Source organism: Billgrantia sp. Q4P2 (assembly GCF_052806135.1).
This window is the reverse complement of the sequence record NZ_JBRBAI010000013.1, coordinates 53,662-65,550: the sequence shown is the minus strand read 5'-3', so window position 1 is coordinate 65,550 and position 11,889 is coordinate 53,662. Positions and strand designations below refer to the sequence as shown.

The window sequence follows — 11,889 nt, the reverse complement described above, 5'->3', positions numbered from 1 at the left end:
GAGACCATGGTCTAACCCGAACAGGTGTCAGGCGACATTATTTTTGCAAGAGATGGATTGCGGGAGGCGCCGAGGAGCGGCGGGCTACAGGAGGCAGGCCGCTATGAGATTGCCTGCAAGAGCATCAAACGGCCTACGCTCCAGGCCGCCATGGCCGGAAGAAGGCACGGCCTGCTCACGACGAGTCCGGCGAAGCACGCTGAGGGTTGGTCGCCCCTTCGGGATCGGCGATACCGGCTTCGCCAGGCGCACGCCCCTTGGCATCGCGCAGTGTCGTGGCTCCGCCATCGGTACCGGGCGCCTCGTCTTTCATGGCATCGCCCGGTTGGCCCTCCATACTCACACTCAGGCGCGGCATGCCGAGGTCGATGCCCTGCTGTTCCATGCGCTGCTTGAGCAGCAGGTTGAAGGCACGGGCCACATCCCACTGCATGACCGGTGCGGTGCGAAAACGCATGCGCAGCACGGCGGCACCCTCGTCGAAACGATCGATGCCCTGCATTTCCAGCGGCGACCAGATGTGGTGGCGCATCATCGGATCCTGGCGCAGCTCCTGGGCGGTCTCCTGCATCAACGTGATGGCATCGTCGATCTTCATGGTATGCGGAATGCGGATACGCATCAGCGCAATCCCGAAGTGCCGCGACATGTTGTGAATCGACTGAATGGCGCTGAAGGTGATGATGTGCAGGATGCCGTCCAGATCGCGCAAGCGCACCGTGCGCAGGGTCAGCCCTTCGACGGTACCCATATGGCCGTTGATCTGGACGAAGTCGTCTACCGCCAGCGAGTCCTCGACGATGATGAAGATGCCGGTGATCAGGTCCTGCACCAGGGTCTGGGCGCCGAAGCCCACGGCCAGACCGATGACGCCGGCACCGGCCAGCAGCGGCGTGACGTTGACCCCCAGGTTGGCCAGACCGACGATGGCGGCGATGATCACGATGGTGGCGAAGATCACGTTGCGGATCATCGGCGTGATGGTCTGGGCCCGCGCCTGGTTGACCCGCCGGCCCCGCGAGCGGGCGGAAGAGATCAGCGCACGCTGGATGGCGGTATCGGCAAAGATCCACGCCAGCCAGGCCAGCAGCACCGTGAAGCCCAGTGCCAGCAGTGCCTGGCCGATACGCACGCCGGCCACGCCCTCACGCCCCAGGCCGAACAGCGAGCCGCCCCATACCTGCAGCGACAGCTCGGCGAAGACGATCCAGGCCACCACGTGAGAGAGCGCATAGCCGAAGCGTTCGAGGCGGCGACGATACTCGCTGATTCGGCGGCGCTTGTTGCGCCGCTCGCTGTGGCGCTGGATCAGGCCGGTAACCACCAGCGTCAACACCAGCAGTGCCGCGGAGATGATCGAACGTGCCAGCGCGGCCCCCACATCGCCCACGGTAACGAAGATCGCCAGCAGCGAGACCACGACGATCAGTAGCGCCGGCACATGCCAGAGTTCACCGACGATACGCGCCAGTTCGATGCCGGTGCCGCCTTCGCGGCGCACGCGCCAGGAGCGATTACGGATCAGATGCTTGATCGGACGCTTGAACTTCAAGATGAAGCGGATGCTGAGCAATGCCGCCAGCACGTTGGCCAGCACCGAGCCCAGCGCCGCCAGCTCTTCCCCCACGATCAGGGAGAGCCGTGCGGCATTGAGCGCATCGCCAAGCGCAATCAGTGCACCGATCACGAACAGCATGCGCAGCCCCTGCTGCTGCAGCATCAATACCGCGGGGAAACGATGCCCGCGGGTGAACACCGACACCACGCATTCCACGACGACCGATAGGGTCCGGCCGCAAAGCGCCAGGTAGGCAATGATCAACGCCAGAGAACGGCCGGGGCTCGGCGGCAATATCTGGACCAGCCCCATGATCGTGACGAAAGCGAGCGCCCAGGGCAGCATGCGCCGCAGGAAATGCAGCGCCAGCAGCCAGCCGCGCGGTTCGCGCGGCAAATCGAGGGGCAATTGCCGGCGCATGAACAGCAGCCTGCCCAAGGCAATCAGGAGGATCAGCAGCCCGGCCCAGATGCCCAGCAGCACGGCGCTCTGGATGGCAAAGCGTACGATCTCACTGGTACCGGTATCCACCACCAGGTCGCTGAACTCCGCCCAGCCGTGCTCCAGCTGACGCTGCCAGTCGTCGATCGGCGACTCGCCGGCCTCGGCCTGGTCGCCAAGCTCGCTGAGCGTCTCGGCCAGGGCGCCAAGCAACCCCTGGCGCTGGATGGAGTCATCGGCGGGAGCGCTTTCGCCATGGGCCTGACGGATATCGCGCAGCTCGTCGAGCAGGGCGCCACGGCGCTCGTCGTCCTCCAGCGTGGTGATCACTTCGTTGAGTGACTGCTGGAACGACTCGGCGTCGTGGGTCTCCTCCTGAGACGCCTCCTCCTGGCCCAGCCCACCGAGCGACAGCTGGGCGTGCGACGTGCCAGCCCACATCAGCGGCACCAGCATGAGCAGCATCAGCCCAATGCGAATCGCCACTCTCCCGTGCCCAGTTTCATCGCGTGGGAAAAAAGCTCCTGGCATCGTTCACTCCCTTGTTCCGTTTGCCATGCGCCTGGGACAACGGCTGACCAGGGATCGCTCCCTGCCGACTTACCGCCGCACTGTGCTAGGCTGGCGTTCAGACTCTCGAGTCGCACAGGATGCCTTCATGCTGCCGCAATCACCACCCGAGCCTCTGAATGTCCAGGGTAGGACCCGACGGGTTGGCGTCGAGATCGAATTTGCCGGTCTCCCTCCCCACCAGACCGGCGAACTGGTACGCGACTTGTTCGGTGGCGAACTGAAGTTGATCAGCCCCCATCGGTTGCGAGTCGAGGCCACACGCTGGGGTGATTTCGTCATCGAACTCGATACCCAGTACGCCCACCCCGATACCAGGCTACTGGAAGCGTTGCCGCGACACGACACCGAATGGGAACGTCAGCGCCACCAGATGCGCCTGGATTTTCACAACAAGACCCGTGAACTCATCGGCGACGTGGTCACGGGCCTGGTACCGACAGAGATCGTCTGTCCGCCGGTACCGTGGAACGAGCTGGACGAACTCGACCTGCTGTTCGGTGCCCTTCATGCGCATGGCGCCAAGGGCACCGATGCCAGCCTGCTGTATGGCTTCGGCCTGCATCTCAATCCCGAAGTCGCCAGCCTGGAGCCCGAATTCATTCTTCGGCACTTCCGAGCCTTCCTGCTCATGGCGGCCTGGCTGCGCAAGGAAATCGACATCGACATTACGCGTGAGGTGTTGCCGCACGCCAACCCCTTCCCCAAGCACTATGCTCTCAAGGTGCTCGACCCGGATTATGCCCCGGACCTGCATACGCTGATCGCCGACTACATCAGCTTCAACCCCACGCGCAACCGGGAACTTGACCTCTACCCGCTGTTTGCCCACCTGTGCCCCGATTACCCGGACGAGCTGTTTCGCCACAACCTGGTCAAGCCACGTCCCACGTTCCACTACCGCTTGCCCAACGCCCAGCTGTCACAGCGCGGCTGGGGCGCGGTGGTGGAGTGGAACCGCTGGGTGGCGGTGGAACGCCTCGCCGCCGACCGCAAGGAACTCAACGGACGAGCCAGCCGCTACGTCAGTCTTCACACGCAGTCGCTCGTGACTCGCATGGTCGGTAGGCTGCGGAACTGGATCAAGGAGGTCCGTTCTCCCTCATGACGCGCCCGCTCATCGGCATCACCACGTCGGATTACAAGAGCCGTATCGCCTGGTGGTTCGATTGGTTCGCCGTGTGGCGACACGGTGGCCGGCCGCTTCGCCTCTCCCCTTCCCGTCCCCTGCCCCCAGCGCTCGACGGGCTGATCATCGGCGGTGGCGACGACATCCAGGCCCACCTCTACGGTGGCGAGGTGCAGTTCGACGTGCGTCTGGACCCCCAGCGCGACGAACTCGAACTCGAGCTGATGGAACGCTTCATCCCCCAGGGCAAACCAGTATTGGGCATCTGTCGCGGCGCCCAGATGCTCAATGTCCACCTGGGCGGCACGCTCGACCCCGACATTTATACGACTCACGAGGGCCTCAAGCGACGGCGTACCGTGCTGCCGCGCAAGACGGTCGATATCGTGGCCGATACCCAGTTGCACCGTATCCTCAAGGTGAGCTGGTGTCGCATCAACAGCCTGCATCACCAGGCCGTACAAGAGGCGGGGCGTGGCATCGCGATCGTCGCCCGCGATCGCGACGGCCTGGTCCAGGGCATCGAATCGCGCGACCACGAGTTCCTGATCGGCGTGCAATGGCACCCCGAGTGGCTGGTCTTCAACCGCCCCCAGCAGCGGCTGATCCGAGCGCTGGTCGATGCGGCACGGCGTACCATGTCGACAAACTAGCGCGGCCACCCGAAGGTGGCCGCCAGTTGAATCGCATAGACCCGCTCAGCTCTCCAGCGAGGCATCCAGCGTGATCTCGGCCTTTAACAGCTTGGAGACCGGGCAGCCCTCCTTGGCCTTGCCGGCAGCCTCCTGGAAGGCGGCATCGTCGGCGCCGGGGCTACGCACCCGGGTGGTGAGATGAATCTTGGTGATGCTGAAGCCACCGGCATCCTGCTCGAGGGTGACGGCCGCCTCGGTAGAAATCCGCTCGGGGGTCAGCCCGGCCTCGCCCATGATCATCGACAGCGCCATGGAGTAGCAGCTGGCGTGCGCCGCGCCAATGAGTTCCTCAGGGTTGGAGCCAGACTCGCCTTCGAAGCGCTTGCCGAAGCTGTAGGGCGCCTCTTTCAGGACGCCGCTCTCGGTCGAGACCTGACCCTTGCCTTCTTTCAGGCTACCCTCCCAGACAGCGCTACCGGTTTTCTTGATGCTCATGTGGGTCGACTCCTTGCGATATGAGAACTGGTCAATAGGGAATGGCAAATGGCGGAGCTTGCCTCCACCATCCCTCACCATAGCGTACAGGCTTGTCTTTGCCATCTCTTCAAGAAATTATATGGAAATGCTTTCCAATACCTTCCTGCCAAGAGCGTCTCATCGCCATGTCATACCCTAGCACTCCCCGGGTCACGTTCCCCGCGACGGCACACGAAGCTGCCATCACACTGCCGGCCATCGGCCAGGGCACCTGGTACATGGGCGAGAACCTGGCTCCCCGACGCGACGAAGTACGGGCCCTGCAGCGCGGTCTGGAACTGGGCCTGAGGCTGATCGACACCGCCGAGATGTATGCCGATGGCGGCGCCGAGGAGGTGGTCGGTGAAGCACTGACCGGTCGCCGCGACCAGGCCTTCCTGGTATCCAAGGTCTACCCGTGGAACGCCGGGCGCGACAGCGCCCTTGCCGCCTGCGAGCGCAGCCTCAAGCGGCTCGGCACCGATCATCTCGACCTCTACCTTCTCCACTGGCCGGGCGACATCCCGCTGGAGGAAACCCTGGAGGCCTTCGAGAGGTTACGCGAGCAGGGCAAGATCCGCCGCTTCGGTGTCTCCAACTTCGACGTGAACGAACTCGAGGCGTTGACGACCCTGTCCGGTGGCGACGCCTGTGCCGTGAACCAGGTCCTCTACCACCTGGGCTCACGGGGCATCGAGCACTCCCTGCGCCCACTGATGCAGCGCCTCGGCATGCCGCTGATGGCCTACTGCCCACTGGCCCAGGCCGGCCAGCTGCGCCAAGACCTGTTCGGCCATCCCGTGGTGCGCGAGGTAGCCGGCGGGCTCGGCATCACGCCCGCCCAGCTGCTGCTGGCCTGGGCGATTCGCCCCGTCAATGGCCGTTGCGACACCATCGCCATTCCCAAGGCGGTACGACTGGAGCACGTCGAGCAGAATGCCGGCGCGCTCGCGGTCGAACTCGACGACGATGCCTTGGCCCGGCTCGACGAGGCGTTTCCTGCACCGAGAAAGAAAGTACCGCTCGATATCGTCTAGCGTTTGTCGACGGAAGCGCGCAGGTTCGCCAGCTCGTCGGCCAGGGTCTCGGCGCCGAGCTGGCGCATCCGTTCGATATTGCGCTCGGGAATCGCCTCGGGGTCGGGATAATTCACCAGGGCGTGTTCCAGCCCCGCCTCGCGCAGCAGGTGCAGCATCGGCCAGGGCGAGCGGTTGGTGAAGTTGGCGGGGTCCTCCGCTGCGGCGCCTTCGAAGCAGTAGTCGGGGTGAAAGCTGGCCAATTGATAAATCCCCTCGTAGCCCTGCTCGACCAGCAGCGCCTCGGCCACGGCGAGGAAATCGAGGTAGTCGTCGAACTCCTCCAGGCCCGGGCGCACCACTACCAGAGTCGTCTCGATCTCGGGCGTTTCATCGAGCCGGCGGCATTCCTCGACCAGCGCTGCGAGCGCGGGTTCCCACTCACTTGCCGCCACCTCGACGAATCGGATGGTGTCACTGACCAGCTCACGGCGGGCGAAGGGGCAGACGTTGTGGGCAACGACGAAGTCCTCGACCCAGGCACGGGTGGCAGCGCAGGCGGGCGTCAGTGTCTCGGTCATGATGGGCCTCGTCGGCAAAGGGGCCAGGCAGTATACCCGAGCCATGGCGCATGGCGGGGCTCAGTCCGCCGGCCTCGGCATCGGCCCGCGCCGGGAGGCCAGGCGATCAGCCAGCCGTGTGGGCTCGGGAAGTTTGGTACGTCCCAGGCACTTCACCACCCAGTCGAGCGACGTTTCGAGTGAAATACGGTGGCCAAGCGAAACGAACACCGGCTTGACGCCGACCCGGGTACGTAACACTGCCCCGATCGTCTCGCCGCGATGGCGCAGCGGCGTCCACTCGCCGCGCGCCTCCGGCACCTCGTCGTGCACCCCGCACAAGCGCGACTTGGCCACACCGATGGTCGGTAGGTCGAGCCACAGCCCCAGGTGCGAGGCCACCCCCAGGCGCCGCGGATGGGCGATGCCCTGGCCATCGACCATCACCAGCTCGGGGCGCGTTGTGAGCTGGCTGAAGGCCGCCAGCGCCGCGGGAATCTCACGGAAGGAGAGCAACCCGGGAATATAGGGCATGCGGGTCGGTTCGCGGTGCACCACCTGCTCCACGATCTCCAACCCGACGAACGGGTCACCGGGCCAGGCCAGCACCACCGCTGCCGCCCGGGTGATCTCGCCACCCTGCTCGAAGCCGATATCGACGCCGGCGATATGGCGCACCGGCGCCAGCCGGTCTTGGCGCTCGATGTGCCCGGCCATGCGTTTTTGCAGCGCAATGGCCTCCTCGGGGCTCAGATTCCAGTCGTGCAAGTTGGCGTCGGGCATTCCTGGCCTCCTGTTTCGTCCTTGGGTCTCGCGTAGACTATCGCCTCAGGGTAGACGGACACCACCGCCGCAAGGGACACGATGAAGCTCATCCACACCGCCGACTGGCACCTGGGCCAGACCTTCCACGGCCAGGAGCGCCATGCCGAGCATCGCGCCTTCCTCGACTGGCTGCTCGACACCCTCGTCGCCCGCGAGGCCGATGCGTTGCTTGTCGCCGGCGACGTCTTCGACGTGGTCAATCCCTCGCTGCGCGCCCAGGAACTGCTCTACGACTTCATCGTCACCGCCCACGAGCGATTGCCGATGCTGGATATCGTGCTGATTGCCGGCAACCACGACAGCGGCAACCGCATCGAGCTGCCTGCCCCGCTGATGCGCCGCCTGCGCACCCATGCGCTGGGCCAGGTGAGCTGGCTCGACGACGGCAGCCTGGATGCCGAACGCCTGCTGGTGCCGCTCAGCGACGCTTCCGGCGAGACCCGCGCCTGGTGTCTGGCGCTGCCCTTCCTGCGCCCCGCCGAAGTGACCGGCCACGGCCCGGCTCGCGCCAATGACGACGAAGGCGAACCAGGCAACGCCGCTCCCCGCAATGACTATGTGGCCGGCATCTCCCACGTACATGAACAGCTGATCGACGCCGCCCGCCGCAGGCGACAGCCCGACCAGGCGCTGGTGGCCATGAGCCACGCCCATCTGCACGGTGCTGCCGTTTCCGAGGCCAGCGAGCGACCCATCGTGATAGGCGGCGAGGAGTCGATCTCCGCCGGGCTCTTCCCTGCCGACATCGCCTACGTGGCGCTGGGCCACCTGCACCGCGCCCAACAGGTCGGCGAGGCACGCATTCGCTATAGCGGCAGCCCGCTGCCGCTGGATTTCAGCGAAGTGGCCTACCCCCACCAGGTCGTGGAAGCGGTGCTGGAAGGAGAAACTCTCTCCGCCGTGGAGGCGATTCCCGTGCCGCGCCCGGTGGCCATGCATCGCATCGGCCCTGGTGAGTTCGATACGGTGCTCGCCAAACTCGAGGCGCTGGCCCACGACCCTGCCCTTCCGCGCGAGCGCTGGCCCTGGCTGGAAGTACGCATTTCGCTCACCGCCCCGGTACCCGACCTGCGCGCCCAGGTGGAAGCGGTACTGGAGGACAAGGCGCTGCGCCTGCTGCGCCTGGAGCGTCGCCTGCCCCAACTCGAGGGTGAGAACTCGGCGGAGCGGGTCGACCTGGAACAGCTGGGGCCACGCAAGCTGTTCGAGCGCACCTGGGAGGGCCGCTGGGGCGAAGCCCCCGACGCCGACGTGCTGGCCGACTTCGACCGGCTGCTGCAGGACGTGCTCGACGCTGACGGTGAGGAAGCTGCCGGGGAGACCCGCCCATGAAGATCCTCGCCCTGCGCCTGGCCAACCTGGCCTCCCTGCCCGGCCCGCTGGAACTCGACTTCAGCGCGCCGCCGCTCGGCGATGCCGGCCTGTTCGCCATCACCGGGCCCACCGGCGCCGGCAAGAGCACCCTGCTCGACGCCCTGTGCCTGGCGCTCTACGGCAGCACGCCACGGCTGCGCCAGGCCCCCGGCCGCGATGCCCCGCTGCCCGACGTCGAGGGCGAGACGGTGAGCACCGCCGACCCGCGCACCCTACTGCGACGGGGCACCGCCAGCGGCTACGCCGAAGTCGATTTCCTCGGCCGTGACGGGCGCCGCTACCGCGCGCGCTGGGCCGTACGCCGCGCCCGCGAGAAGGCCAGCGGACGCTTGCAGGCCGTGGAGCAGTCGCTCACCGACCTGGACGACGAGCGCCTGCTCACCGCCCAGAAGCGCGAATTCGATCGCCTGCTGCCGGAGCGCCTGGGCCTCACCTTCGACCAGTTCACCCGCGCCGTGCTGCTGGCCCAGAGCGAGTTCGCCGCCTTCCTCAAGGCCGACGACAACGAACGCAGCGACCTGCTGGAGCGCCTGACCGGCACCGCCGAGTACTCGCAGATCTCCATGGCCGCCTATCGCCGCGCCAGCGAGGCGAAAAGGCGCGTCGATGCGCTCCAGGTCCGGCTCGCCGACGACCTCCCTGCCGAGCCCGAGGCCCGCGCCGAGCTGGAGCAGGCCGCCAGCCACGCCGAGCAGGCACTGGCCGGTCTTCTCCAGCAAAGCCAAAGCCTGGAGGCACGCCAGCAGTGGCACGCCACCGACGAGCGGCTGCACCAGGCCTACCTCGAGGGCATGCGGCAGCAGCAAGATGCCGAAACACACTGGCACGCGTTAGCCAACGCGCGAGCCGACCGTGAGTGCCGCCGCCTGCTTGCTCCCCAGCGCCACCGGCTGTTGCGCCAGGCCGCGCTGCCCAAGGAGATCGCCGCGCTGGAGGAGGCCCACCGCCAGACCCTCAAGGCGCTCGAGCAGGCCAAGGCTACCCAGCAGGCCGCCGAGCAGGCCCGGGGCCAGGCCGCGCAGCAGTTGGACGCCGCCACCCAGGCCCGCGGGCAGGCCGAACCCGCCCTGCGCCAGGCCCGGGACCATGCCCAGGCGCTTGCCACCCTGGAAAAGCAGCTGGCCGAACTCGAGGCGCAGCACCGCGACTGCGCCCAGCAGGCCGAGCGACTGGCCCAGCAGCGCAAGGAAGCCGAAGCCAGGCAGCTCGAGCACAAACGGAAGCGCGACGAGTGGCAAGCCACCCTGCGCCAACTAATGGGCAGCCACGAACGGCTCGACGCTGCGCGCCAGGCGGCCCAGCAGGCCCATGGCCTGGCCGCACGCCGTAGCCTGGCCCTGGGTGAGCTGGAAAGCCGGTGGCAGGAGGTCCAGCGCGCCGAACAGGCCAAACAGCAATTGGCCAAGCAACTGGGTGACGATGAGGCGCGCCAGACGCAGTTGATTGCCCAGGGCAAGGCTGCCCGGGAGCGGCTCGACGAGCAGGAACGCCACTACCGCAGCCTGCACGACTTCATCGAACGCAGCCGCGCCGCCCGCAGCGAGAGCGTGATACACCTCCGTGAGACACTCCAGCAAGGCGAGCCCTGCCCGGTGTGTGGCGGGCTCGAGCATCCCTTTCGCCAACACCCCCCTGTCACGCCCGAAGCGGCCCAGTTGGCCGCCCAACAGGCGCAGGAGCAGCAACAGCTGGCCGAGGCCAGGCAGGCCTGGGAGCAGGCCCAACGGAAGCGCGACGAACTCGAGGGCGAGTACCGCGCCATCATGGCGGCGATGGCACGCTGCCGCCAGGAACTCCAGCAAGTCGATAAGCGCCTGACCCAGGCGCAGCAAGCCCTGGCCGAACATCCGCTGCACGCCGAACTCAATGTCATCGATACCGCCGAGCGCGACGCCTGGCTGGCGTACCAGCGCCGGGAGAGCGACGTCGAACGCGAGCAGGGCGAACGCACGCTCCAGGCACTGACCCGCGCCGAGGCCGAGTTGGCCCCGCTGGAGGAAGCCTTGCGCCAGGGTGAACTCGGGCTCGCCCAGCTCGAGGCCAGGCGGACCACGCTCGCAGAAGAGCTCAACAAGCAGGCCGAACGGCTGCCTCCCTTACGCCAGCAGCGCAGCGACCTGACCGCTGCCCTCCAGGCACTGCTCGGCGAGCATGCCTCCGTCGACGCCTGGCAGCAGGCATTGGAAGCACACCAGGAATCAGCCCGCCAACAGCGCGACCGGGCCATCGAGCGCTGCCACGCTGCCGAGAGCGAACAGGCGCGGCTCACCCAACAGGCAAGTCACGAGGCCGAGCGCATCGAGCAGCTCATCCAGGAAGGCGCCGCGCTGGAGCGGGAACTGGCCGACTGGCGCCAGGCCCATCCGCAATTGGATGACGCCACGCTGGCCCGACTGCTGGCGCAGCCCGAGGCGGAAGCCGAGCGTGAGGAACGCGAACTGGCCGATGCCGACAAGGCCCGCCAACGCACCGAGGCGAGCCTCGTCGAACGGCGCCAAACCTTGCTCGCACACCGCCGCGGGCAAGCGCTGGCCAATGATGACAGAGACGATGCGTTACTGGGCGAAGAGGTCGAAGCGGAGATCGTCAGTCGTCGGGAGGCCCTCGTCGCCGAACGGCAGGCTCTGGAGCCAAAGCTGGAGACAGCTCAGCAGACACGCGACGAGGCCGTTCACGCCCTGCGCGACGACGACCGCCGCCGCACGCGCCAGCAGGAGGGGCAGGCCGAACTGGAGGCGGCCCGCACCGAGCATGTGCGCTGGGGGCGCATCAGCGAGTTGATCGGCTCCGCCGACGGCAAGGTCTTTAGACGCATCGCCCAGGCCTACAACTTGGAGCAACTGCTGGAACACGCCAACGCCCACCTCACCGGCCTCAGCCGTCGCTACCGGCTGGCCCGCGGCGGCAGCGAACTCGGCCTGCTGGTGGTGGACCACGACATGGGCGACGAGCGCCGCTCGGTGCACTCGCTCTCCGGCGGCGAGACCTTCCTCGTCTCGCTGGCGCTGGCTCTCGGGCTCGCTTCCATGGCCTCGGGCGAACTCACCATCGAGTCGCTGTTCATCGACGAAGGCTTCGGCAGCCTCGACCCGCAGTCGCTGGCACTGGCCATGGAAGCACTCGACGGCCTGCAGGCGCTGGGCCGCCGCGTCGGCGTGATCTCCCACGTACAGGAGATGCACGAGCGCATTCCAGTCCAGATCCAGGTGGAACCGCTGGGCAACGGCACGAGTCGGGCAAGGTTGGTGAGTGCCTAGGCTCACCC

The 11,889-nt window shown here is 66.8% G+C and carries 9 protein-coding genes; 5 read left to right on the top strand and 4 right to left on the bottom strand.

The window, feature by feature from the left end:
- Nucleotides 1-175: 175 nt before the first annotated feature.
- Nucleotides 176-2,530 carry a mechanosensitive ion channel family protein gene (locus ACUY1T_RS19045; RefSeq protein WP_446025131.1) on the bottom strand — a complete coding sequence of 785 codons (2,355 nt, stop codon included), beginning with the start codon at nucleotides 2,528-2,530 and terminating at the stop codon, nucleotides 176-178.
- Nucleotides 2,531-2,657: 127 nt separating this feature from the next.
- Here ACUY1T_RS19045 and ACUY1T_RS19040 point away from each other — a divergent pair, with 127 nt between their 5' ends.
- Both ACUY1T_RS19040 and ACUY1T_RS19035 read left to right on the top strand, forming a co-directional pair.
- Nucleotides 2,658-3,677 (top strand): amidoligase family protein, encoded by a 1,020-nt coding sequence (locus ACUY1T_RS19040; RefSeq protein ID WP_446025130.1) that lies wholly within the window; start codon nucleotides 2,658-2,660, stop codon nucleotides 3,675-3,677.
- Nucleotides 3,674-4,351: a gamma-glutamyl-gamma-aminobutyrate hydrolase family protein gene (locus tag ACUY1T_RS19035; protein WP_446025129.1), complete on the top strand. Its 678-nt coding sequence runs from the start codon at nucleotides 3,674-3,676 to the stop codon at nucleotides 4,349-4,351. The genes ACUY1T_RS19040 and ACUY1T_RS19035 overlap by 4 nt, the downstream gene beginning before the upstream one ends.
- Nucleotides 4,352-4,396: 45 nt before the next feature.
- On the opposite strand, the gene ACUY1T_RS19030 is transcribed toward ACUY1T_RS19035, so the two are convergent.
- Nucleotides 4,397-4,828 (bottom strand): OsmC family protein, encoded by a 432-nt coding sequence (locus ACUY1T_RS19030; protein ID WP_446025128.1) that lies wholly within the window; start codon nucleotides 4,826-4,828, stop codon nucleotides 4,397-4,399.
- A gap of 167 nt (nucleotides 4,829-4,995) precedes the next feature.
- Between ACUY1T_RS19030 and ACUY1T_RS19025 the strand changes: the two genes are divergently transcribed.
- Nucleotides 4,996-5,886, top strand: coding sequence for an aldo/keto reductase (locus ACUY1T_RS19025; protein ID WP_446025127.1), 891 nt, complete (start codon nucleotides 4,996-4,998; stop codon nucleotides 5,884-5,886).
- Here the strand turns inward: ACUY1T_RS19025 and ACUY1T_RS19020 are convergent.
- Together ACUY1T_RS19020 and nfi are read right to left on the bottom strand one after the other, a co-directional pair.
- Nucleotides 5,883-6,446 carry a DUF1415 domain-containing protein gene (locus ACUY1T_RS19020; RefSeq protein WP_446025126.1) on the bottom strand — a complete coding sequence of 188 codons (564 nt, stop codon included), beginning with the start codon at nucleotides 6,444-6,446 and terminating at the stop codon, nucleotides 5,883-5,885. The two genes, ACUY1T_RS19025 and ACUY1T_RS19020, sit on opposite strands and share 4 nt — an antisense overlap.
- Nucleotides 6,447-6,506: 60 nt before the next feature.
- Nucleotides 6,507-7,208, bottom strand: coding sequence for a deoxyribonuclease V (gene nfi / locus ACUY1T_RS19015; protein WP_446025125.1), 702 nt, complete (start codon nucleotides 7,206-7,208; stop codon nucleotides 6,507-6,509).
- Nucleotides 7,209-7,289: 81 nt separating this feature from the next.
- Between nfi and ACUY1T_RS19010 the strand changes: the two genes are divergently transcribed.
- Nucleotides 7,290-8,582: an exonuclease SbcCD subunit D gene (locus ACUY1T_RS19010; RefSeq protein ID WP_446025124.1), complete on the top strand. Its 1,293-nt coding sequence runs from the start codon at nucleotides 7,290-7,292 to the stop codon at nucleotides 8,580-8,582.
- Entirely contained in the window at nucleotides 8,579-11,881 is a 3,303-nt protein-coding gene (locus tag ACUY1T_RS19005) for an AAA family ATPase (RefSeq protein WP_446025123.1), read from the top strand. The genes ACUY1T_RS19010 and ACUY1T_RS19005 overlap by 4 nt, the downstream gene beginning before the upstream one ends.
- The last annotated feature ends 8 nt before the right edge of the window (nucleotides 11,882-11,889 follow it).